Genomic DNA, 21,858 nt, shown 5'->3' on the forward strand with positions numbered 1-21,858 from the left:
CTATGCCAGGGCTTCGGCCGCGAGGGGTTCGCGCACGATGGTCAGACGGCGCAGTTTTTCGACCAGTGCCCTGCAGTCGCTGCGATCGTAGCTCCACATCCTCGGATTTTGGGACAGCACGCGGGCTTTCAGCCTGTCGAAGCGGTGCTCCTCCATCTTGCCGATCGCGCTTTCGAGCGCATCGGGCGTGGCTTGCGGCAAAAGGATGCCGATGTCCTGCTGGCTGAGGAACCGTCCCGTCTCTGTGTGGCCCATCGAGATCGGCACCGCGCCGAAGCGGCAGCCTTCATAGAGGCGGTTGGGCAGCAGCCATTCCGAATTCTGCCCCTCTTCGAAGAAATCGATCGCCCAGGAGAAATGGACGTCCTGGTAGATCGACGCCATGTCCTCCGGATTTCGGTAGGGGCCGCGAAACGACAGATACGGTTCGGCTTCGACGAAAGCATGGAAATCCGGGAATTCGGACAGAGCCGGGCGGCCGCGTAGCACGACCTCGAAGCGTCCGTCCATACGGCGCGTGAAATCGGCCAGCAGTTCGAGCGAGCGGCGGCAGCGCAGCGCTCCGAACCAGCCGATTCGCCATGGCGGCGCGGCAGGCGTTTCCGCCACCTGACGTGCGCCGGGCAAAATCGCCGCCGTCTCGAAATACTTGTTCTCGACCAGTTCGACGGGTGCGGCGACCTGGCGGAAGGGCTTGAAGTAATTGGCGATGAAGGCCGGCGAACTGGTCACCAGCAGCTTCACGTCCCGCGCCAGATGGCGCTCCGTGGCGCGCAACGCCTTGCCCAGGACATCGTTGCGAAGCACCAGGCGATGGATGTCGAGGCATTCATAGACGATCGGGACCGTGGCACCGAAGGCCGATCTGGCACGACCGGCAAGCGCCAGCATTTCCAGGTTGCGCGCGATGATCAGATCGGGTCTCGGCGTGCCGCTCAGCTTCGCCCGAAGAGAAACCGCCGCTTTCGCCACCGCCGCCAGGCGCTGGGCGAATCGGCCGTCGCGCGTCGCGCCAAGGTCGATCGGCCGCAATCCTTCGATGTCGGCGATCGGGGTCGCGGTGCGGCGGAAACCCGCCAAAGTGACCCGGGCGCCGCCTGTCCGGAGCATCGTGATCCGTCGGCGGACCGCCGGATCGGAAACATCGTGCACCAGGTACAAGACATGCAGCATGAAAACTCGACCGCTGTTTGACCCACCCAAGGGAATGCTAGTACAGCTCTTGCTGCATCGCAACATTTTTGGCGCGGAGAGGGACATTTTCTGTTGCACTGCAAAATTATTGCCGTAGTTTGGGGTCGGCGGCGGTTGTGGATTTCGGGCTCCGGAATCCGCGCAAAGATCAGGAATCCTGAATTTGGAAGCCAATCCATTCGACCCGCCAGAAGGCTCGTTGCGCAAATCGGTCGGCCGTGGCGCGGTCGTGACCGCCATGTCGCAATCGGTGCGGGTCGCGACACAGATCATATCCGTCATCGTGCTGTCGCGGCTCCTGTCGCCGCAGGATTTCGGCGTCGTGGCGATGTGCGCGCCGGTGCTGGCCTTCATCGCCCTGTTCCAGGATTTCGGCCTGACTCAGGCGACGATCCAGAAGTCGGGCATCCGGCATGAGGAGGTGAACTACCTCTTCTGGATCAACGTCGCCGTCAGCGCCATCCTGGCCTGCGTGCTCGCGGGCGCCGCACCGCTGGTCGCCGCCTTCTACGGCGAGCCGCGCGTGGCCGGCCTGGTGGCCGCCCTCGGCCTGCAGATCATGGCCTATGGGCTCGGCGCCCAGCATCTGGCGCTTCTGACGCGGCGCATGCAGTTCGGACGCCTGGCGATCATCGATGTCGCCAGCGCCGTCGCGGGTCTGGCGGTATCGATCGGCTGGACCTTCATCGACCGCTCCTACTGGGCGCTGTTTGCCGGCACGCTGACCGGCGCCGTGCTGCCGACGCTGTGCTACTGGGCAAGCTCACGCTGGCGGCCCGGCCTGCCGCGCAAGGTCGCCGGCATCGGCGAACTGATCAATTTCGGCGCCGGCATCACCGGCTTCAACTTCGCCAATTTCTTCGCCCGCAACCTCGACAACGTGCTGATCGGCAAATATTGGGGCGAGGCCCAGCTCGGCCTTTACGACCGCGCCTACAAGCTGCTTTTGTTCCCGCTCAGCCAGATCACCAATCCGCTGTCCAAGGTCATGGTGCCAGCGCTCTCCAGGCTGAAGGACGAGCCAGACCGCTACCGCAGCGCCTATCTGCGCGTCATGCCGCTGATCCTTTTGGTGGCGCTGCCCGGCGTCGCCTTCGCCACCGCGATGTCGGACGTGCTGATCCCCTTCGTGCTCGGCGAGCAGTGGCGGGCGAGTGCCTCGATCTTCCTGGCGCTCGGCTTTGCCGGCCTGCTGCAGCCGCTCAACAACCCGGCGGGATGGCTCTTCGTCAGCCAGGGCCGCTCCGGCGACTTCATGCGCTGGGGCATCATCACTGCGGTGACGTCGGTGCTCGCCTTCGCGCTCGGCCTGCCCTACGGCGCGCTCGGCGTGGCCATCGCCTATGCGGCCAGCGAATATCTGCGCACGCCGTTCCTGTGGCTCTATGTCGGCAGGAGCGGGCCGTTGCGGGCCAGCCATGTGCTGCGCGCGGCAACGCCCTTCGTACTCGGCGCGCATCTGGCGCTGGCGGCGGTCTGGCTGGCCAAGCCGCTGCTGCCGCAGCAGCCTGTCATTGCCCTGGCCGGCGGCGCCATCCTCGCCTACGCCATCACCATCATTGTCGCGTTGGCGTTCGCAGCCGGTCGCGAGGCCTTGCGCGAAGCCGGGAAAATGCTGCCGGCAAGGCCGCCAGCGGCGGCACCACGCCAGGCGCAATAATTTCGGCGCTTTCGACCGCTATCTCCATATCCACCCAAGCATCAGGTCCGATCCATGCACTACCGTTCGATCTCCGACATGAACGACGCCATCGTCAGCAACCTTCACCGGCTGCCGCGCGACATCGACCTGGTGGTCGGCGTTCCAAGAAGCGGCGTTCTGGCGGCGACCCTGGTCAGCCTAGCGGCGAACATTCCGATGACCGATTTGGATTCTTTCCTGGACGGACGCGTCTACACGTCGGGCATCACCAAGCGCCGCGCCGCGCTCGACCGCAAGGTCTCGGACATGCGCAAGGTGCTGGTGATCGACGACAGCGTTTCCGGCGGCAATGCCATGCGCGACGCCCGCGCCCGCATTCAGGCCGCCGGCATCGAGGCCGAGTACACCTTTGCCGCCGTGTTCGGCCTGCAGCCACAGCATCAGGAGACCGATATCGTCTTGGAGGTGGTGCCGCATCCGCGCATGTTCCAGTGGAACTTCATGCACCACAAATTTCTGGCGCAATGCTGCGTCGACATAGACGGGGTGCTGTGCCTCGACCCGACCGAAGCGGAAAACGACGACGGCCCGGCCTACGAGAAATTCCTCAGCGAGGCACGGCCGCTTCATGCCCCGACCCACAGGATCGGCTGGCTGGTCACCAGCCGGCTGGAGAAATACCGCGCGCTGACCGAGGCATGGCTGGCGAAGAACGGTATTCAGTACGACCAGTTGATCATGCTCGATCTGCCGAGCAAGGCAGAGCGGCAACGGCTTGGCGCGCATGGCAGTTTCAAGGCCGATTTCTATCGCAAATCCGACGCCATGCTGTTCATCGAAAGCGAGCATGCGCAGGCGCTGAAGATCACGGAGCTGTCAGGCAAGCCGGTATTGTGCGTCGAAACGCACATTGTGAGCTTTCCCGATGCGCTGTCGCTGCCGGCGCTCGGCCAGGTGGCGCGCAACCTGCCGGCGAGGCTGCGGCAGGTCAATTCGCAGGAAGGACGCAAGGGCGTCGCCAAGGCCCTCGCCCGCGCCCTGCTTGGCGCCCGCGGCTACGAGACGCTGAAGAGCCGGGTCAAGCGTCCGGCCTGACCAGCATCGCCATCTGGTGCGCGGCGGAGTGCCTTTTCAGGCGGCCTAATTTAGTCAGGCGGCTTGGAGCGCGCGCTGCTGGATCGCCTTGTCCAATATCGAAAAGAAGGTGACGAACTGGCGATCGGGATCGAGTTCCGGGCGCGCCGCGAAACTGCGCGCGAGACTGGAGACCCGCTCATATTCCTGGTTGTCGTTCCACAACCGCCTGACGGCCGCGACCCAGTCGACGAGCGGAGAGTCGTAGTCGAGCACCACGCCGCCAGGTCCGATCGCCTCAGGCAGGCCGCCGCGCCGCGAGCCGACGACCGGGATGCCGCTGCAATGGGCCTCCGAGGCGACGCGGCCCCAGGCCTCTTCCCATTTGCTGGGCGCCAGCAGGATCCGGGTGCGGCCATAGACCGTCTTCATGTCGCTGGTGCGGCTCTCCAGCGTGACATTGCCGAGCGGCGCGATCGTCTCTTCGATGCGTGCCCGATGGTCGTCGTCCAGCTTCCAGCTTTCGACGAACAGGAACGGGATTTCGGGGCAGGCGCCGGCAAGACGCACCGCAAGCTCGAAGCCCTTTTCCTCATAGGGGTTGATCAGGGTCACGAACTGGCCCGTCGTCGGCGTGCTGTAGTGCGTCGGGTTGATGGTTGGCGGGATCACCGTCGTCTCGATGCCGAACTCCCTGCGGTAGGTGCGCGCGGTGAATTCGGAATTGGCGATGTAGAGCGCGGAGCGCAATTCGCGCAGGTCGCCGCCCAGCTCGTGGAACTCGACATTGCGGAGATAGACGACCAGCGGCACCCCCTTGGCCTGCAGCGCCTTGCCGATCGGCACCGACTTGTGACACTGGACCACCGCCACATCCGGCTTCATCCGGTCGACGGCAAAGCTTGCCGCCTCCCAGGGGAACCAGGCCCGGACCACCGGGTAGCCGGGGAAGCTGTCGACGACGGCGGGCTGGCGCAAGAGCTTCATCTTGGCGCGCGCCTTGAAGCCAAAGACGCCGTCGCCGAACAGGGCGGCAAGCACCGAGGCCTCGTGCCCGTTCTCGATCAGCTGTTCAGCCAGATGATGCGTGCTCGACTGGACGCCACCGCTGAATTCGGGGGTGTAGCCATTGCCGCCTGCAAAAAGGACTTTCATGGGATCGGCTCCTTGTCGCATTTCGTATTTCGTTCCGAGGCAACCGACGGCGCCTCGCATTCGACGTCATGCAAGCTTCGGTGGCTCCAGGTTCGCGAACGGATTGGTGCAGGATTGCCAGCCGGTAAACCGGATCGGATCGTCAGGCGAACTGCGCCATGCGTAGTCCGTCAGCATATGGAATTCGGCGACGACCCAGCGGTCGAAATGTGTCAGATCTTCCCGCTTCTCCTGGGGCAGCAGGCGGCGGACGGCACCCAATTTGAGCTCCTCGACCAGCGTGACCGCGTCACTGAGCTTCGAACTCGGGAATATCCACGGGTTGCGGTTGCGAAACTCCAGCGCGAACTGCTGCAGATGCTCGATGCGCATGTTCAGCCGGCCGAGGTATTTCTCGAGCGTGACACGAACCAGGTCCTCGTCGGAGAACGAGGAGACGGCGGCATAGGCGACACCTGTCGACACCACGCCCCCGGCCACGATTGCCAGCGCCGAACGTCGTGAGACTTCAATCATCTGATCGCTCCTCTCATGCGATCCGGCCCGCCGCCCGCAAGGACAGCGCCGCCGCGGTCAGGCTCGGGTTGGCGCAGGAACAGCTCGGATAGGTGCTGGTGCCGACGACAACCAGGTTCCGCAGCCGGTGATGGATCATGCCGCTATCGACAACCGAATCGGCCGGGCCGGTGCCCATCCTCAACGTGCCCTGGACATGCGATTCGGTCGGCCGGATGCCGCGGTCGAAGAGCCCTTCGACGGGCAGCGGGGCAAGCAGCCCCGGCAATTTCTCCAGCGCCCGCGCCATGCCCTTGACCGCATAATCCGACGGTGCCTTGAAGCTTACGAAGGCATTGTCGTCCTCGTCGAGGGTGACGAAATTCTCGTGATCGAGCAGGTTCTCGGTGACCACGACAAGCGGCAGCGCCTGCCGCAGCCGCCCCTTTTCGGCGCGCATCCCGTGCTGCCAGCGGTTCTCGAAATACACCAGCGCCGCGGCGTGCTCGGATCGGTGCGGTCCATCATAGAGGCCGAAATTCAGGCCGGTGGTGATGGTGCTGCCGTCGAAATTGTCGACGCCGTCGAGATAGACCTCGAAGTTCCAGCCGTAGGATTCGTGCAGGCCGCGCCCGACGAATTCGTCTCCGAGGCCCGATCGCAGCATGATCGCCGCACTCTGGATGGCATTGGCGCCGAGAATGAAAAGGTCGCCGCTGACCTGGTATTCCTTGCCGTCGTGAACGAAGGTCACCGAACGGACCGTGCCGCCGACATGGTCGAGCCGCCGCACTTCGGAGCCGAGGCAGACCGAAATGTCGGGATGCTCGAAGACATGCATCAGGCCGTTGTTGGCGGTGAACTTGGCGTCGACCGGGCACAGCCAGCAGCGCAAATTGGCGCAGCACGAGGTGCGTTGCGACGTCGGCACCCGGGCGCGGGCGGTGGGCATGACGAAGTGCTGGCCGGGCTGGGCCGCCTTCATCATCTTGTCCGGCGTCGACATGCGATGCGGCGGCTGCGGAAACGGCTTCGAACGCGGCAGCATCGCCGCCATGTCTGGATCACCCGAGATCGACATGATGTCTTCGGCGTCGCAATAGAACGGCTCGACGTCGTCATAGCTGATCGGCCAGTCGTTGCCGATGCCGTAGGTGCTTTTCAGCCTGAAGTCGTTGGGATGGAACCTTGGCGTCTGCGCGAACCAGCAGTTGGTGCCGCCACCCAGCCCGATGGTGTAGTTCCACGGCTTGTCCGAGTTGGTCTTGTAGGTCGTCTCGTCATCGATGTCGGTGTTGGCGTTCTGGTTGAGCTGCCACTCATGGGTGTTGTGACGGCCCCATTCCAGCACCAGGATGCGTGCCTTGCGGCGCTTGGCGAACTCATGCAGGAAGAAGGCCGAACCGAAGCCGGAACCGATCGCGACAAGATCGAAATGGTCCTTGGTGATTTGCTCCGGTTTTACGTCCAGCACCATCAGCTGTTCATCCTTTCCGCGTCCGGCGCGTTCATCCTGGCCATCCCATCCGTTTCGGGCTTGCCGGTGCCCGCTCTCACGCCGCCATTCTGCCGATCGAGTGATATTCGATGCCGTGGCGCGCGATGACCTTGGGGTCATAGAGGTTGCGGCCGTCGAAGATGACCGGCGTGGTCAGCGCATCCTTGACCGCGTCGAAGGACGGCGCGCGAAAGCTCTTCCATTCGGTCGCGATCAGCAGCGCATCGGCGCCGCGCAGGGCCGCCTCCTTGGTACCGCACAAAAGCAAATCATCGCGCAGCCCGTAGATGGCCTGGCATTCCTGCATCGCTTCCGGGTCGTAGGCCTGCACGCTGGCGCCGGCCTGCCATAGCGCTTCCATCAGCGTGCGGGCCGGCGCCTCGCGCATGTCGTCGGTGTTGGGCTTGAAGGCCAGGCCCCACAAGGCGAAGGTCTTGCCCTTGAGATTGCCCTTGAAGTAGCGGTTCACCTTGTCGAACAGCACGGACTTCTGATCGTTGTTGCGCTCCTCGACGGCGCGCAGCAGCTTGGCGTCGAACTTGACGCCTTCGGCGGTCTTGATCAGGGCGCGGACGTCCTTGGGGAAGCACGAGCCGCCATAGCCGAGGCCCGGATAGATGAAGTGGTAGCCGATGCGCGGATCGCTGCCGATGCCCTTGCGCACCTCCTCTATGTCTGCGCCCAGCTGCTCGGCCAGATTGGCCATCTCGTTCATGAAGCTGATCTTGGTCGCCAGCATGCAGTTGGCGGCGTATTTCGTGAATTCAGCGCTGCGCACGTCCATCACGATCATCTTCTCGTGGTTGCGGTTGAACGGTGCGTAGAGCTCGCGCATCACCGCCTCGGTGGCCTCGCTATTGGTGCCGACGATGATGCGGTCGGGCTTCATGCAGTCGGCGACGGCGGAGCCCTCCTTGAGGAATTCCGGGTTGGAAGCGACGTCGAACGCCAGGTCCTCGCGGCCCCTTTTCTTCAGCGTCTCGGCGATCCTGGCCTTGACCTTTTCGCAGGTGCCGACCGGCACCGTCGATTTGCCGACGACGATCTTGGGCGTCTCCATTTCACGGCCGATGGTCTCGGCGACCGCCAGCACATATTTGAGGTCGGCCGAGCCATCCTCGCCGGGCGGCGTGCCGACCGCGATCATCTGGATTTCACCATGCCTGACGGCGGCGGCGGCATCGGTGGTGAATTTGATGCGGCCGGCTGCGTGGTTTTCCTTGACGATGCTTTCGAGGCCCGGCTCGAAGATCGGGACCAGGCCCTGGTTGAGCCGCTCGACCTTGTTTGCGTCGACGTCGACGCAAACCACCTGGTGCCCGACCTCGGCAAGCACCGCCGCCTGCACCAGGCCGACATAGCCAATTCCAAACACCGTCAAGTTCATTCGGTTTCATTCCTGTCCATGGCGGCGGACTGTTTTCGATCCGGCCGGTTCAATTCGTCTTTCCCAACTCTTTTACGCTGCATACGAGCGATTCCGGAAACTGGCAGGGTTCGCCGAGCGCGGTGAAGGCAACCCGCTCGATCTGCAGCGAAAGTTTACGGCCAGGATCCGCGAACGCGCCCATCCAGCCTTTCATGGTGTCGCTGCCCCAAAGGCTGAAGAATATCTTCTGCGCGTGAGAGGGCAGCTTCGCCGGATCGGTGATGGTATTCACCAGCTGGCCGTTGACGTACCAGCGCAAGCTGTCCTTCTCCCAGACGAAGGCGTAATCGTTGAAAGCCTTGTCGGTGCCGCCGGGTACCTCGACCAGCTTCTCGTTCTTGCCCTTGCCGGCGATATAGGCGTTGACCTGCACCTTGGAGGTGTCCTTGGTCAGGATCTCGAAATCGATCTCGTCCCAAGGCTGCTTGTCGGACGGGCCGATATAGGAAAAGAACGCCGCGTTGAGGCCGGGAGCGGCGTCGGTCTTCATGCGCGCCTCATAGGTGCCATAGCCGAAGCGCTGCTTGGTCTGGATCTCGCCGCAGGCGAATTCGCGATCCTTGGTCTTCTGCTTCTCGAAGCCCAGCGACAGCGTTCCCTCCGACAGGCTGACCTGCCCCTTCGACCAGGTGCAATTCTGATGGCTGCCGTTCGTCCACCCGTCGGACACGTACCAGCGCGAGCGATCTAAACTCTTGAAATCGTCGACGAACGACGGCGAGGACTGGATGTCCTGCGCGTGGGAAGGAACTGTCGACAAGCTGCCAAGAGCAACCAGCAGCAAAGAAGCACCGAGCCAAGCCATTCGCCCCCAGCCGCCTTGCTCTGCCTGATGCGCACCAATTGCCGCCTTGGACGTAGTCTTCGGATCCGAATTCATACCAAACTCACCTTTGTGCTGTGCGTCCCCAACCCAAAGTCGACGTTCGAACCACTTCCAAACGGGCCAACCTCGGCCTTCTTGACCCTCTCCAACTCCTTTTGCCGTCTCGAATCACGTCTTCCGCAACAGTCCCGCACCTTCACCTTCACCCTCGGCCGGCGCCCGCCGGCTTGGTGAATTCGACCATGGCGGCCGGATCGGGCGCGCCACTTTCGTCGAAAACCATATCCAGCGCATGGCGGAGATCCTTCATCATGCCGTCCTGGCGCGACAGCGCCGCGATGCGGCGCTCGCAATTCAGGATCGACGTCGTCAGCGCGCTGACTTCGAAGGAGCGACGATCGGAAGCGGGATCGTTTTCCATGGCTTCAACAAGGAAGGCCGCATTGGTCGATGTCTTGCGATAGCGGATCTCCAGGCCGGTCCTCTCGGCCTCGATCTCGGCGGCGATCTGCTCGAACAGTTTCGCCAGCCGGTCGAGGCGCGCGATGTCGGTCTGCCGGTCTCGGGCCGGATCCCTTGATCTGAAGCCGAATATCGAGGCCATGAACTAAATTCCTGTCATCGCCGGCTTTCGGGTCGGGCTCTTGGCCGATCCCCGCGCCGGGGCTGAAAAAACTCGTACCGTATCGTCCTGCTCCTCTGAGGGGAGAGACTTCAGACCAATCCGATCGGGGGCCAGTTCGGCTGGTCGTCCAATTTGCTGCAGCGCAACATAGACTGCCATTCCCGGAGCCGCGAGGCAACCACCCAATTCGTAAACTCATAAATCCGAAGGAAATGGTTCGCGTGACGAGACCGCTGTCCATGGATAATCCGGACATTTCCGCGCCTTACCGCGCCTTGCCCGTGCTGGTTCCGGCCATCAGGAAACGCAGCGGCGGCATATGCCTTTGGCCGGACATGAGGCCGACGCGGCGAAACAGCGCCTCGAGCTTGTCGGACGCCACGCCCTGGACGATGGGAACGAGGTTGGATTGACTCGCGAAGGCATAGGCCGCGGCCGAAGCCAGCCCACGCTCGGCCTTCACGTCGAGAAAATTGCGCAGCCGGTATTTGTCGCGCACGTGCCGCTCATGCCGCCGCAGCACCGCTTTGGCGCCTTCCGGCAGGCCGTCGATAGCCAGCAACGCCAGATCGGCGTCGGCCAGCCGCTTCAGATCCTGCGTCTTGTGGCGGCCGCTGAGCGAATCGGCGCGCACGATGGCGCCGTAGCCGCAGGAGCGGATGACCTTGAACCGTGCGCCGTGAGCGACCGCGCGCGCGTAGAGCTCGTAGTCCTCGCCCAGGCGCAGGGTTTCGTCATAGCGCAACCCGTGGCGGTCGAGGAAGGCACGGCTGATCACCGGCTTGAGGAAGCCCAGTTCACCTCTTTGAACGCGGCGTCTGGAGATGTTGCCCTCGACGAAGCGCTCGAAATCGAGGAATTCCGGCTCCGCCGCGAAATCCGGCGCGACAATTGTCGTCGCATCCTTCGTCGCGTCATCCCTGATCAGCATGATGTTGTCGGCCGCGAAATCCCAGTCGGCGTCGGCAAACAGGTTGCGGAACCTGCCCTCCAGGAAGAAGTCGTCGGCGTCCAGAATGGCGATGAACGGCGCTTTCGAGCCGGCGATCGCGGCGTTGCGGGCAAAGGAAGGGCCCCTATTGACGTCGAGGCGCATCACCATGAGCCGGCCGCTGCCGTCGTCGGCGGACACGGCGACCTCGGCCGTGTTGTCGGTGGAGCCGTCGTCGACGACGACGACCTCCACCACTTCCGGTTCGCGCAACGCGGACGCGATGGCGACCGCGATCGTGCGTGCCGCGTTTTTGGCCGCGATGATCACGCAGACCTCGGATTTCGTCATCGACATGGGTTTAGCCTCTTGCACAGGTTCCGATCTGCCCTCGCCCTGTACGCATTCGATTTCCGACAGCACCACCATCACGGACTGGCCGGCCGTTCGAAGATGCGGCGACTGATGTCCGCCGACGCCGCCCAGCCGGCCTCGGCCAGGTAGCGGACGGGAGCACGGCCGCATAATTCCCACAACACCGTTCGCCGTTGCGGCCATCGCAGCGACGACAGCCAAGGCGCGATGACCATGCTGAGCAGATCCTCATTGCCGATGCGCGACAGGATCGGCTTGGCGCGCTCCGACAAAAGCGTGCCGGTGCCGCCCAGCAGAACGTCGGCGGCGCGCAGGCCGAGCAGCAGCGTATCGTCCAGCCCCTGGCTCACCGCCGCGTCGAGCAGACGCTGCTGATCGGCCTCGTCGAGACGATTGGCGCTGGCCCTGATATCGCAGACATAGCCAGCGCAGGGTTCGCGGTTGAACAGGGCCTTGGCGACGCTGATGCAGGACAGCATCAGCGTGTCGGCGACCGATGTGAACGGCACCTCAGTGCCGCCAATCTCGACCAGCCGTTTGCGCCGCAGGAACCCGTCGGCGTCGCGTGGACTGGGCGAACCGGGCTGCTGCAGGCGATAGTGAAGGTCGACCGTGGACGATTTTGGCCCGTTGCCGCGAATCATGTGCTGTTCGCCGAGGAAACGCACCCACCAGACCGAGCGGGACTTGCCCGACACCTCGTAGCCGATCGAGCGCAGTGCGTCGCGCGCCCTAAAAAAGCCGGCGGGAGAAACCAGGATGTCGACATCGCCCGAAGGCTTCATGAAATGGTCGTCGTAGAGCAGATGCTGCTGGAACGGCCCCTTCAGGAAGACGAAATCGATCTGCCTGTCGCGCAGCGCCTCATGGATCGTCATCGAGTCCATCAGGCAGGCGGCGTTCATCGAGACCGTGCGCCTGCGATAGGTGTCGAGCCACTGGAAGAGCTCAGCCGGCCTTTCGCCGGCCGGCGCACGCGACAGCGCCTTCAGGACAAAGATGGCAACCTTGTTCAGCCTAGCGATGTCGGCGACGACGGCATCTGAAAGACCGGGCGTCGAGACTTTGCCGGCGGCCGGCCTCGCGAAATACAACCGCAGGCAGGCCTGCACATAGGCGACCTCGTCGGCGCAATCGGCGGCGCGCAGTCGTTCATAAGAGCTTTCCGGCAAGGCCATTGAGCGCACAGTCTCCAAAAAGCGGTTCGCGCGATAGGTATGCTGCAGGTGCGAAGCAAAGCATCCTCAAAAACCTCGGCGCCGTAAAGTCTTTCCTTTCGCAGTGCGGAATTTTGCAACCAGAACGTTTACCGGCGTTCCGCGAAAGTGGTGGAAATACCCGGTTGGAATTCCGCTCATGCCGAAGCATTCCAGCCGACATCAACCTGGATCGGCTAAATTAAATTCATCTTTTAGCGCCGCCTAAAAAAGCAGCGGCAGCGTAGATGTTTTATACAAGCAAAATCAATTGCTTAAAGAATCGTCAGCAACAAGACCAGACCGCACTTGGTTTTACCCCGAATGCGGCGAGATTTTGAGCATCCCACACATACATGGTGACGTCCGCAACCCGTAATTGATTAACCAGAGGTAAATCAGGCTTGACTCATAAATGTTGCTATGCAGCTATTGCATCGCAGCATGCAAGTGCTGACGGCACTCGACAGGCCGTTTCCAGTCCTCATTGGAGAGTAAAATGGAACAGAATGTTGAAAAGCATGAGTATGAAACGCCAAGCTTGACGGTGCATGGTTCGATTGAAACCATCACTCAGGGCGGCGGGGGCAGCACGGCGATCGACGCATCGTTTCCCGCGCACACCCCGATCGGCGACCTGACGTTCTCGTGAGACTAGGCTGATCCTGGAGGAGTTACGTTGGGCCTCTGGGATTCAAGACCATAAATGGAGCCGGGGATGAAAATCCCCGACTTTCCGCTTTTGGAGCCTTTCCGCTTTTGAAGCGACGATGTGTAGACCGTGTGTTGCAAACGAGGTTTTAGGATGAACTGGAACCCATCAGACCACGATTGCATAAGTGCCACCAAAGATGCCGTGGCTTGCGAATTCGGCGACGGCCTCGCGCTTCTCAATCTGAAATCCAATATTTATTACAGCCTCAACGGCGTCGGCGCGTTCATCTGGGAGTTGATCCAGGAGCCGAAGTCGATCGCCGATATCCGTAGCGCCGTGCTTGCGTCCTATAATGTCGACGCCGAGCGCTGCAAGGCCGACGTCGACGCATTGCTGAAGGGGCTGGCCGAAAACGGGCTTGCGAGGCTGCAGCATGAGGCACTTGTCTAGGCAGGTTTCGCAAAAGGCCATGGTTTCGCGGCAAAGACCTGCGACGGAAAAGAGCCCCAGGCAGGCGAAAAGTCGGCCCGGCAGGCGGAGCCTAACCGGAATCCTCTCACTGAGCGGCTCGGAAGCGCTTTTCCTTTGCCAATGCCTGGTGGTGGTCGCGGTTGTCCGGCTGGGGCTGACATTGTTCTCGTACAACCGTGTTCGCGCCATGGTGACCCGGCTCAACGCGCACCAGTGCGCCAGCATGGGCGAGTTGCGGCTCGTCGCCTGGGGGGTTGCCGCGGCGGCACGGTTCGTGCCGCGCGCCACGTGCCTCACCCAGGCGCTTTCGGGCCAATACATTCTCGCGCGCCAAGGCAATGCCTCGAATATCCGCATCGGTGTCGAACGCGGCACGGGCGAACAGTTGAAAGCGCATGCCTGGCTGATCAGCGACAACCATATCGTGCTCGGCGGATCCGTCGATGGTTTCGCCCATCTGGTCGATCATGGCAGCCGATGAGCGGCGTGGCCGGAATCCTGCTGCGACAGGAACACGCACTCGCGGCCCGCGGATCCGCGCCGGCGGACGCGGCGACCGACATCCAGCAGATGCTGGCACGCATGCGCCATCGCGGCCCCGACGGCAGCTCGTGGTGGCTGGACGCCGGCATTGCCCTTGGCCACGCCTGGCTCAACACATTGGATGAAGCCGGCCCCGGCCCGCTGACCATGGCTGGCGGCAAGCTGGCCATCACCGCCGATTGCCGGCTGGACAACCGCGACGAACTGCTCGCCAGGCTCGGCATACGGGACAGCTCGGTCGCCGACGCGGTGTTGCTGATGCGGACCTATCTGCGCTGGGGCGAAGCTTGCCCCGAGCATCTGCAAGGTGACTTCGCCTTTGCCATCTGGGATGCCGAACGGCAGCTGTTGTTTTGCGCGCGTGACCATTTCGGGGTCAAGCCATTCTACTACCACGCGGCGGACCGGCGCTTTGCCTTTGCCTCCGAGATCGGGCCGATGCTTGGCCTGGACGGGGTCGGCGCGCGCATCAGCGAACACCGGATCTCGGGATTCCTGGCCGGGCTTCCCGACGACCCGCAGTCGACGCCCTACAGCGATATTTTCAGCCTGCCGGCCCGTCACAGCCTCACCGTCAGCGCTCGGCAGGTGGTGCTGCGGCGGTACTGGCAGATCGAGCCGTCTTCGCGGCCGCCGCGGTCGGATGCGGCGGAGGAATTCGCCCATCTGTTCTCGCAATCGGTGCGCAACCGCATGCGGGGGACATCGTCCATAGGCGCGATGCTGAGCGGCGGTCTCGATTCCTCCTCGATCGCCTGCGTGGCCGGCCTACGGAACGCCGCCGAACGCAAGCCAAGGCTGCCGACCTTCTCGCTGATCTTCGAGAAAGGGTCGTCGATGGACGAACGCCCCTTCATCGATGCCGTGCTCGACCAGCAGAAGGTCGACCCGACACTGATCGCGGTCGGCGACTATGCGCCCTTCGCTGAATTCGAACGGGTGCTGGAGGAGCAGGAAGGCACCTTCCTGGCGCCGGGCCTGACGCTGACCCGCGGCATCTACAGGACGGCTGGCCCCAAGGGGATAAAAGTGCTGCTCGACGGCCATGGCGGCGACGAGGTCGTCTCGCAGGGCCATGGCCATCTGCACGAACTGGCCAATGGCGGCAGATGGCTGGACCTTTGGCGCGAGATCCGCAGCGCTTCCAACACCTATGGCGACAGCACGCTCGGCCTATATTTCCAGTTCCTGACCCTCTATGGGCCGGCCTGGCGGATCGCCAAACTGAGGCAGCTGGCAAACCGGACGCTGAACAAGATACGCAGGTCCACGCCAACGCGTGGCCGAAGCTGGCGCGACCTGGTCAATCCGGACCTGGCCAAGCGGACCGAACTCATCGACCGTTTTCACCGGGCCGGGTACATGCCGCGCGGCGTCCAGGCCAGCGACGCCTTGAGCCACCGCTGGATCCTGTCGAACGGCTATGTCCCGCATTCCTTCGAGGTTCTCGACAAAGCCGCCGCCAATTTCGGCGTCGAGCCGCGCTATCCGTTCTGGGACAAGCCGCTGGTCGAGTTCTGCCTGGGGCTGCCGGGCGAGGAGAAGCTCAGCCACGGCTTTGGCCGCTCCGTGCTGCGCCGGGCCATGGAAGGGATCCTGCCGCCGGCGGTCCAGTGGCGGCGCGACAAGATCGATTTCACCGCCAATCTCGTCAACGGCATGGTGCGCAACCACCGTGATCTGCTTGAGCAGTTGCTGGTTTCGGACACGGATCGCATCGCACCCTACGTCAACCTGCCCCAGGTGAGTGCCGCCTATGCGCGGCTGCTGCGCCAGCCGGATCAGGCGGCCCCGCTCGACGTCCAGTATGTCTGGCGCTCGGCGTCGCTGTCGCTGTGGCTGCGGCAGGTGCAACAGGGCGGGAGTGCCGCATGATGCCTCGCAATGGGCCACTTCCCCTCGCCCCACACCATCCCGCCGTGGCGGGCATGCCGGAGAGGCAACGCCACTTCTACCGAGCCTATGGGCTGACGGTCGCGTCCGACGTGGCGTTGCCCGAACTGGAGCCGGTAAAGCCGGCCGCGGCGGACATAATGATCGCCGTCGGCGCAATCGATATGCCAATGCCTTCGCCGCAGGCGGCGACCACCTTCCGCTTCGAGCCGGACCGGCAATATCTGGCATGGCATGCCGTCGGCGCGTTCCTGATCAGCGGCGGCCGCCGCATCGATGTCGAACCGGCGCCCGGCGTCGACGACGCGCTGCTTGCCTTCCCGCTGCTCGGGCCGGTGATGGCGCTGCTGCTGCATCGGCGCGGCCTGCTCGTCCTGCATGCCAGCGCCATCGCGGTGGCCGGCAAGGGCGCCATCTTCATGGGCGACAAGGGCGCCGGCAAATCGACGACGGCAAGCGCGCTGATCCGGGCCGGTCATGAACTGCTTACCGATGACGTCGTGGCGCTCGACCTCACCAACCCGGGGCAGCCGATGATCGTGCCGGGCTTTCCGCAGATCAAGCTGGCGGCCGACGCCGCGGCCGCGATCCCGCTTGGGCAAGCCGAGGTGCGGCCGCAAGTCCATCCGGCGATCGACAAGATGCAACATCGCCTGCACGGCGCCTTTTCCGACAGCATGGTGCCCGCGGCCGGGATCTATGTCCTCGAGCGCGGCCAAAGGGCCGCGATGACGCCCTTGCCCGCCATCGCCGCCTTGCCGGCCATCATCAAATTCTCCTACGTCACCCGGTTCGGCCGCGCCGCGCTCTCCGGCGACTTCGCGGCGATGCATCTTCGCCAATGTTCAGCAATCGCTAACCATGTCGGCGTGTGCCGGCTGGAAGTTCCGGCCGGTCTCGACAGGATCGGCGAGGCTGTGGCGCTGCTTGAGAGAGAACTGGCTGAAGATGTCTAGGTCATCGGTCTTTCGTCTGTCGCTGTTTCGCGACGTCGCCGCCTTCGGCGCCGTGATCGCCCAGATCGGCGGCCGGCGGACCTGGACGGCGCTGCTGTTCCTGGTGCTCGGCAGCCTGACCGAAGGCATCTCCATCCTGCTGCTTGTACCGCTGCTGCACCTTGTCGGGCGCGCCGACCAGGATTTCGCGGTGCGGTTGCCGAATATCGATTTCGTGCGCTGGCTGGTGCCAGCGGGGACGTTGCAGCTGACGACGGTGCTGGTTACGCTGGTCGGGCTTGTTGCCGCGCAGGCGGCGTTCAACCGCTTCAAGTCGGTCTACATGGCCAGGCTTCTGTTCGATTTCATCAACCGCTTGCGCATGAACCTGTTCGAGAGCATCGGCAAGGCGCGCTGGGGCGTGTTTTCGCGCATGCGCGGCTCAGATCTCGACCACGCCCTGACCGGCGACATAGACCGTGTCCAGGGGGCCGCTTTCTCGCTGCTGATGCTGGTGCAGATCGCCGTGCTGCTGGTGGGCTACCTCGTGATCTCCATGTTCATCTCGCCGGTCATGACGGCGTTTGCGATCGCTATCGGCATCGTCATGTTCGTGGCGTTGCAGCCGTTTCGCTCGCGCGCCACCGCCTTTGGGCGCGTGCTGACAAGCAATCGCCAGGATCAGTACCGGACGGTCTCGGAATTCCTCGGCGGCATCAAGGTGGCCAAGAGCTTGAACGTCGAAGCCAGCTATTTCGCGCAGCTGCAGGCAACGCTCGAAAAGATGAAGGCCGACAACATCGACTATGTCCGCAACAGCTCGATCGGCACCGCCGTATTCCAAGTGGCGAGCGTCGTCGGCTTGAGCCTGTTCATCTATGTGGCGCTGGTCCGCTTCAACCTCTCGCTCGCCGAGATCGTCGTGCTGCTCCTGGTTTTCATGCGCATCGCGCCACGCTTCATGGACATGCAGACGCAGGCCCAGCAAGTGCTGATCAACCTGCCCGCCTACACGGCAATGCGCAGCCTGCAGGCACGTTTCGACGCCGAGCGCGAACCGGGCCATGCGGAGGTCGAAGATGCAAGCAAGCTGGCACTCGATACGGGGCTGAACATCCGTGGCGTTTCCTTCGCCTATGACGACGGCGCCTATGACGACGGCGCCGGCAAGGCGGTGGTAAGCGACATCACCTTCGGCCTTCCGGCCGGCAAGATCACCGCCCTGATCGGCCCCTCCGGATCAGGCAAGAGCACGATCGCCGACATGCTGCTTGGCCTGCTCGAACCGACCGCCGGCAAGATCCTGGTCGACGGCGTCGAGATCGACGCCGCCAATCGACGCCGATGGCGCGATCAGGTGGCTTATGTGCCGCAGGACGTGTTCCTGCTGCATGATACGATCGCGGCGAACCTGCGTCTTGCCGCGCCGCAGGCCAGCGACGACGATCTGTGGACCGCGCTGCGCGCCGCGCATGCCGGCGAGTTCGTCGAGCGGCTCGACCATAGGCTTGATACGGTAGTCGGCGACCGGGGCGTGCGGCTTTCGGGCGGCGAGCGCCAGCGCATCGCACTGGCGCGGGCGCTGCTGCGCAAGCCGTCACTGCTCATCCTCGACGAGGCGACCAGCGCGCTCGACTGGCAGAACCAGTCGCTGATCGCCAGGTCGATCGACGGGTTGCGCGGCGCGATGACGATCCTGACCATCGCCCACCGGCCGTCGATGATCGCCTTCGCCGACTGGGTGGTGGCGATGGAAGACGGCCGTGTCGTGGAAGTCGGGCAGTATCAGCGCTTGAAGGCGAAGCCGGCAAGCCGTTTGTCCAGGATGCTCTCGGGAGAGCAGTCGGAGACCGAACCGGCCCATGTGGCCTGAGGCCGGGCGATGCCGCGCGTTGGAATTAGTGCAGGCCTCGCCGGGCACTGCCCAGCTTCTCGCCTTCTACTTCGGGTGAGTTCAGCTTTCTTTCGGCTTCGCGTAGCCTGTCGGCCGGCGTCGGCGCGCTCCTGGCAACCATGACATAAATGATGGCGAAATACCCGGCCTGGATGACCACGGCGCAAATGATGACGCGCAGCAGGGTCGTGCCCAGCGAAACGCCGTCAATCCAGGACCAGCCGACGACGATCGCAAGTGCGAAAATCATCCCAACGATGAATTTTGGAAGCGACATACCCAACAGCCCATAAACCGGCTCGGGTTATATCCAACAATTGCCCCACCCGAGCGCCGTCCCTTGTTATGCGGGCTTGTTAAACCACCCGCCGTCGACCGGTTGCTTCCGGCCTTTCAACCTGTCGCTACTCTGACAGGTATAATTTGCAATTCTATTAAGGCGAGCAGAAGGCGGCAAGGGCAACCGCACATATTTTTCATTGAGCTTTCGAGTTCGACTCTGCCATGCTGCAACGCACACGATCGCACTTTACTCAACCAGGGGCGGTTGACGTTTTTTAGTACAATCCGTAATATTAAGTAGTATTTTATGTTAATAGTCGTGATCTTCGGGGCCTTCTAAAGCACTCATGTGCATCACTCTGGGCCGCGGAGAACGTCCTGCCCAAAATTCGCCTCAAAAACGTCGGCATTTTTTCCACTTGCCCATTTATTGTCACAAATGTGCTATGCATCCTGAAAAATGTGCATTGCGAGCTTATTATTTGGTCAATTCATGACGTGACTATTTCAATGGGCTGGGAAATTGTGTGTTGCGCTGCAACATTTTTTTGGTATCGTGTGGTGAACCATTCGTTCAACGCATGGAGTTACGGCATGAGGGATATTGCCAAGTCGGCCACGGCGGACTTTTCGCAGGCTGACACCGATTTTCCGCCGCCGATCGGCGGCCTCATGAAGCGAAGTTTCGATATTATCGGTTCGCTGGCGGGACTGATCGCTCTCAGCCCGCTGTTCGTCATGATAGCGCTGCTCGTCAAATTATCCGACGGCGGATCGGTTTTCTACGGTCACCGGCGAATCGGCCGTGGCGGCCGGGTTTTCCCGTGCCTGAAGTTCCGCACCATGGTTCCGGATGGCGACAAGGTGCTGACCGCCTATCTGGCCACCAATCCGGAAGCCAACGCGGAATGGATTGCGACCCGCAAGCTGAAGAACGATCCGCGCGTCACCCGCGTCGGAGCGGTGTTGAGGAAACTCAGCCTCGATGAATTGCCGCAGATCATCAACATCCTGCAGGGCGACATGAGCCTTGTCGGACCCCGCCCCGTTGTGCGCGACGAGCTGGAAATCTACGGCAGCGCCGCCGTTTATTATCTGAAGTCGCGGCCCGGCCTGACCGGCCTGTGGCAGGTCAGCGGCCGCAACGACGTCTCCTATGACAGCCGCGTCGCGTTCGATCGCCACTATGTCGAGAACTGGTCGCTGTTCGAAGACGTTCGCATCATCATCAGGACCGTGCCGGCCGTTTGGATGTCACGCGGTTCTTACTGACCGGCCGGCCGATACCAGGCATCCGGCGGCAAGCTCATCGGGCGATGGGGCTAAAACGGATCGGAACGTTCACTTGAAGACAGACATGTTCGAAGCCTTTAGCAGCGGCCCACTCTCCGGCCGCTCGCGGCTCATGGCCACATGCCTTGCGTTGTCGCTCGCTTTTCCCCAACTCGCAACCGCCGACGAATACCATCTCGGCTCGCAGGACAAGCTCACCATCCGCATCGCGGAGTGGCAGACCGTCGAAGGCACGTTCAGGGACTGGACGGCGGTCAATGGCCAATACACGGTTGGCCCGAGCGGCACGCTGTCGGTGCCTTTCGTCGGCGAGTTGCCGGCGGCCGGCAAGACCACGGCGGAAGTCGCGGCGGCTATCGGCGAGGCGCTGCAGCGTAAGCTCGCTCTGTCGGACAAGCCCGAAGCCTCGGTCGAAATGGCGCAGTTCCGGCCGTTCTACATCTCGGGCGAAGTGCAGAACCCCGGTCAGTTTCCCTACGTGCCCGATCTGACGGTGCTGAAAGCGATCAGCGTCGCCGGCGGCATCCGGCGCACTGCGGACTACGGCCCGCAGCTCGGCAAGGACCTGGTCACCGCCAAGGGCAACTTCGACATCTCCGACGACCAGCGTGTCCGGCTGCTCGTCAGGCGCGCCCGCATCGATGCCGACCTTGCGGGCAAGACGAGCTTCGAGGCACCGAAGGAGGTCGAGGGCGATCCACGGCTGCCGACCATCGTCGCCGACGAGATGACGATCCTGACGGCCGACCAGAAGGCGCTGAAGCTGAAGCTCGAGGCGCTCGACGATCTCAAGGGTGTCCTGCAGGCCGAAATCGAATCGCTGCAAAAGAAGATCGTCAACCAGCAGAAGCAGGTCGACCTTGCGCAGCAGCAGCTCGCCAGCATCGGTCCATTGGCCCAGAAGGGCTTGGTCGCCAATGCGAGACTTCTGGATTCGCAGCAGTCCGTCACCGACCTGCAGGGCAAGATCCTCGACTACGAGACAGCCATCCTCACCGCCAAGCAGGCAATCAGCAAGGCGACGCAGGACGCCATCGATGCCCAGAACACGTTGAGTTCGAGCCTCGCCGCCGACCGGCAGCAGACCGAAGCCGACCTGAACGAGGCCGCGCTGAAGGTGAATATGCAGAAAGGCCTGATAGCCCAGGCCACCGATCCAGCGATGACGGCGGCCATCACCAACGACCAGCAGCCCACCCCGCTCTATTCACTGGTGCGCAATGTCGAGGGCAAGACCAGCGAGATCGCGGCGAAGGAAGAAACGCAAGTGCTGCCCGGCGATGTGATCAAGGTCAAGCTGGCGCCGCTGGCCAGCCAATAGACACGCCGCCTTTGGCGCGTCCAGCGCCTTCGATCCCCAATCGCAAAGACATCCAACCTCCGTCAGGCCTGCCTGGCGGAGGTTTTTGTTGGTGCGATTTTCTTTGGTAGCGCGATTTTCAAGGCCGTGAG

At 63.0% G+C, this 21,858-nt stretch carries 20 protein-coding genes; 10 read left to right on the forward strand and 10 right to left on the reverse strand.

The features are described 5' to 3' along the window. Entirely contained in the window at nt 1–1,173 is a 1,173-nt protein-coding gene (locus X741_RS165395; protein WP_023775837.1) for a glycosyl transferase family 1, read from the reverse strand. 184 nt (nt 1,174–1,357) lie between these two features. Here X741_RS165395 and X741_RS165390 point away from each other — a divergent pair, with 184 nt between their 5' ends. Together X741_RS165390 and X741_RS165385 are read left to right on the forward strand one after the other, a co-directional pair. Continuing rightward, entirely contained in the window at nt 1,358–2,854 is a 1,497-nt protein-coding gene (locus tag X741_RS165390) for a lipopolysaccharide biosynthesis protein (RefSeq protein ID WP_023775838.1), read from the forward strand. Between the two features lie 54 nt (nt 2,855–2,908). Further along, nucleotides 2,909–3,931, forward strand: a complete 1,023-nt coding sequence (locus X741_RS165385; protein ID WP_023775839.1) for a phosphoribosyltransferase family protein — start codon at nt 2,909–2,911, stop codon at nt 3,929–3,931. A 54-nt stretch (nt 3,932–3,985) separates the two neighbouring features. On the opposite strand, the gene X741_RS165380 is transcribed toward X741_RS165385, so the two are convergent. The 8 genes from X741_RS165380 to X741_RS165345 all read right to left on the reverse strand — a co-directional run bounded on the left by X741_RS165380 (nt 3,986) and on the right by X741_RS165345 (nt 12,422). Then, complete coding sequence (locus X741_RS165380; RefSeq protein WP_023767516.1) at nt 3,986–5,065, reverse strand: glycosyltransferase; 1,080 nt, start codon at nt 5,063–5,065, stop codon at nt 3,986–3,988. 66 nt (nt 5,066–5,131) lie between these two features. Further along, the gene (locus X741_RS165375) at nt 5,132–5,581 is read right to left on the reverse strand and encodes a hypothetical protein (RefSeq protein WP_023775840.1); all 450 of its coding nucleotides are present in this window, start codon (nt 5,579–5,581) and stop codon (nt 5,132–5,134) included. A 13-nt stretch (nt 5,582–5,594) separates the two neighbouring features. Continuing rightward, nucleotides 5,595–7,037 (reverse strand): GMC family oxidoreductase, encoded by a 1,443-nt coding sequence (locus X741_RS165370; RefSeq protein ID WP_023775841.1) that lies wholly within the window; start codon nt 7,035–7,037, stop codon nt 5,595–5,597. A 76-nt stretch (nt 7,038–7,113) separates the two neighbouring features. Continuing rightward, nucleotides 7,114–8,445, reverse strand: a complete 1,332-nt coding sequence (locus tag X741_RS165365) for a UDP-glucose/GDP-mannose dehydrogenase family protein (protein ID WP_023767513.1) — start codon at nt 8,443–8,445, stop codon at nt 7,114–7,116. A gap of 49 nt (nt 8,446–8,494) precedes the next feature. Further along, complete coding sequence (locus X741_RS165360) at nt 8,495–9,367, reverse strand: family 16 glycosylhydrolase (RefSeq protein ID WP_023775842.1); 873 nt, start codon at nt 9,365–9,367, stop codon at nt 8,495–8,497. A gap of 148 nt (nt 9,368–9,515) precedes the next feature. Beyond that, a complete protein-coding gene (locus X741_RS165355) occupies nt 9,516–9,917 on the reverse strand; it encodes a hypothetical protein (RefSeq protein WP_023775843.1) in 402 nt (133 codons plus the stop codon). 286 nt (nt 9,918–10,203) lie between these two features. After that, entirely contained in the window at nt 10,204–11,226 is a 1,023-nt protein-coding gene (locus X741_RS165350; protein ID WP_023775844.1) for a glycosyltransferase family 2 protein, read from the reverse strand. A gap of 71 nt (nt 11,227–11,297) precedes the next feature. Next, entirely contained in the window at nt 11,298–12,422 is a 1,125-nt protein-coding gene (locus X741_RS165345; RefSeq protein WP_023775845.1) for a nucleotidyltransferase family protein, read from the reverse strand. A 517-nt stretch (nt 12,423–12,939) separates the two neighbouring features. Here X741_RS165345 and X741_RS1000000167820 point away from each other — a divergent pair. From X741_RS1000000167820 to X741_RS165320, 6 genes are all read left to right on the forward strand, one after another. Further along, nucleotides 12,940–13,092 carry a lasso peptide gene (locus tag X741_RS1000000167820; protein ID WP_010913078.1) on the forward strand — a complete coding sequence of 51 codons (153 nt, stop codon included), beginning with the start codon at nt 12,940–12,942 and terminating at the stop codon, nt 13,090–13,092. Nucleotides 13,093–13,245: 153 nt separating this feature from the next. Next, on the forward strand, nt 13,246–13,545 hold the full coding sequence (locus X741_RS165340; protein ID WP_023767508.1) for a PqqD family protein: 300 nt from the start codon (nt 13,246–13,248) through the stop codon (nt 13,543–13,545). Between the two features lie 148 nt (nt 13,546–13,693). Beyond that, nucleotides 13,694–14,047 carry a lasso peptide biosynthesis B2 protein gene (locus X741_RS165335; protein WP_245272619.1) on the forward strand — a complete coding sequence of 118 codons (354 nt, stop codon included), beginning with the start codon at nt 13,694–13,696 and terminating at the stop codon, nt 14,045–14,047. Then, the gene (locus tag X741_RS165330; RefSeq protein ID WP_023775847.1) at nt 14,044–15,984 is read left to right on the forward strand and encodes a lasso peptide isopeptide bond-forming cyclase; all 1,941 of its coding nucleotides are present in this window, start codon (nt 14,044–14,046) and stop codon (nt 15,982–15,984) included. The genes X741_RS165335 and X741_RS165330 overlap by 4 nt, the downstream gene beginning before the upstream one ends. Further along, on the forward strand, nt 15,981–16,958 hold the full coding sequence (locus X741_RS165325) for an HPr kinase (protein ID WP_023775848.1): 978 nt from the start codon (nt 15,981–15,983) through the stop codon (nt 16,956–16,958). The genes X741_RS165330 and X741_RS165325 overlap by 4 nt, the downstream gene beginning before the upstream one ends. Continuing rightward, nucleotides 16,951–18,810, forward strand: coding sequence for an ABC transporter ATP-binding protein (locus tag X741_RS165320; RefSeq protein ID WP_023775849.1), 1,860 nt, complete (start codon nt 16,951–16,953; stop codon nt 18,808–18,810). The genes X741_RS165325 and X741_RS165320 overlap by 8 nt, the downstream gene beginning before the upstream one ends. A gap of 25 nt (nt 18,811–18,835) precedes the next feature. Here the strand turns inward: X741_RS165320 and X741_RS165315 are convergent, their stop codons facing one another. Beyond that, nucleotides 18,836–19,108: a hypothetical protein gene (locus X741_RS165315; protein WP_031249634.1), complete on the reverse strand. Its 273-nt coding sequence runs from the start codon at nt 19,106–19,108 to the stop codon at nt 18,836–18,838. A 599-nt stretch (nt 19,109–19,707) separates the two neighbouring features. On the opposite strand from X741_RS165315, the gene X741_RS165310 reads away from it, so the two are divergent. Both X741_RS165310 and X741_RS165305 read left to right on the forward strand, forming a co-directional pair. Next, nucleotides 19,708–20,385, forward strand: a complete 678-nt coding sequence (locus tag X741_RS165310; protein ID WP_023767502.1) for a sugar transferase — start codon at nt 19,708–19,710, stop codon at nt 20,383–20,385. An 85-nt stretch (nt 20,386–20,470) separates the two neighbouring features. Next, complete coding sequence (locus X741_RS165305) at nt 20,471–21,727, forward strand: polysaccharide biosynthesis/export family protein (RefSeq protein ID WP_031249635.1); 1,257 nt, start codon at nt 20,471–20,473, stop codon at nt 21,725–21,727. The last annotated feature ends 131 nt before the right edge of the window (nt 21,728–21,858 follow it).

The organism is Mesorhizobium sp. LNHC221B00, from assembly GCF_000502935.1.
Lineage (GTDB): Bacteria > Pseudomonadota > Alphaproteobacteria > Rhizobiales > Rhizobiaceae > Mesorhizobium > Mesorhizobium opportunistum.

Coding starts and splice junctions, on each gene's coding strand:
- X741_RS165395 (WP_023775837.1), bottom strand. CDS start 1,173: ATGCTGCATGTCTTGTACCTGGTGCACGATGTTTCCGATCCGGCGGTC.
- X741_RS165385 (WP_023775839.1), top strand. CDS start 2,909: ATGCACTACCGTTCGATCTCCGACATGAACGACGCCATCGTCAGCAAC.
- X741_RS165380 (WP_023767516.1), bottom strand. CDS start 5,065: ATGAAAGTCCTTTTTGCAGGCGGCAATGGCTACACCCCCGAATTCAGC.
- X741_RS165375 (WP_023775840.1), bottom strand. CDS start 5,581: ATGATTGAAGTCTCACGACGTTCGGCGCTGGCAATCGTGGCCGGGGGC.
- X741_RS165370 (WP_023775841.1), bottom strand. CDS start 7,037: ATGGTGCTGGACGTAAAACCGGAGCAAATCACCAAGGACCATTTCGAT.
- X741_RS165365 (WP_023767513.1), bottom strand. CDS start 8,445: ATGAACTTGACGGTGTTTGGAATTGGCTATGTCGGCCTGGTGCAGGCG.
- X741_RS165360 (WP_023775842.1), bottom strand. CDS start 9,367: ATGAATTCGGATCCGAAGACTACGTCCAAGGCGGCAATTGGTGCGCAT.
- X741_RS165355 (WP_023775843.1), bottom strand. CDS start 9,917: ATGGCCTCGATATTCGGCTTCAGATCAAGGGATCCGGCCCGAGACCGG.
- X741_RS165350 (WP_023775844.1), bottom strand. CDS start 11,226: ATGTCGATGACGAAATCCGAGGTCTGCGTGATCATCGCGGCCAAAAAC.
- X741_RS165345 (WP_023775845.1), bottom strand. CDS start 12,422: ATGGCCTTGCCGGAAAGCTCTTATGAACGACTGCGCGCCGCCGATTGC.
- X741_RS1000000167820 (WP_010913078.1), top strand. CDS start 12,940: ATGGAACAGAATGTTGAAAAGCATGAGTATGAAACGCCAAGCTTGACG.
- X741_RS165340 (WP_023767508.1), top strand. CDS start 13,246: ATGAACTGGAACCCATCAGACCACGATTGCATAAGTGCCACCAAAGAT.
- X741_RS165330 (WP_023775847.1), top strand. CDS start 14,044: ATGAGCGGCGTGGCCGGAATCCTGCTGCGACAGGAACACGCACTCGCG.
- X741_RS165325 (WP_023775848.1), top strand. CDS start 15,981: ATGATGCCTCGCAATGGGCCACTTCCCCTCGCCCCACACCATCCCGCC.
- X741_RS165320 (WP_023775849.1), top strand. CDS start 16,951: ATGTCTAGGTCATCGGTCTTTCGTCTGTCGCTGTTTCGCGACGTCGCC.
- X741_RS165315 (WP_031249634.1), bottom strand. CDS start 19,108: ATGTCGCTTCCAAAATTCATCGTTGGGATGATTTTCGCACTTGCGATC.
- X741_RS165310 (WP_023767502.1), top strand. CDS start 19,708: ATGAGGGATATTGCCAAGTCGGCCACGGCGGACTTTTCGCAGGCTGAC.
- X741_RS165305 (WP_031249635.1), top strand. CDS start 20,471: ATGTTCGAAGCCTTTAGCAGCGGCCCACTCTCCGGCCGCTCGCGGCTC.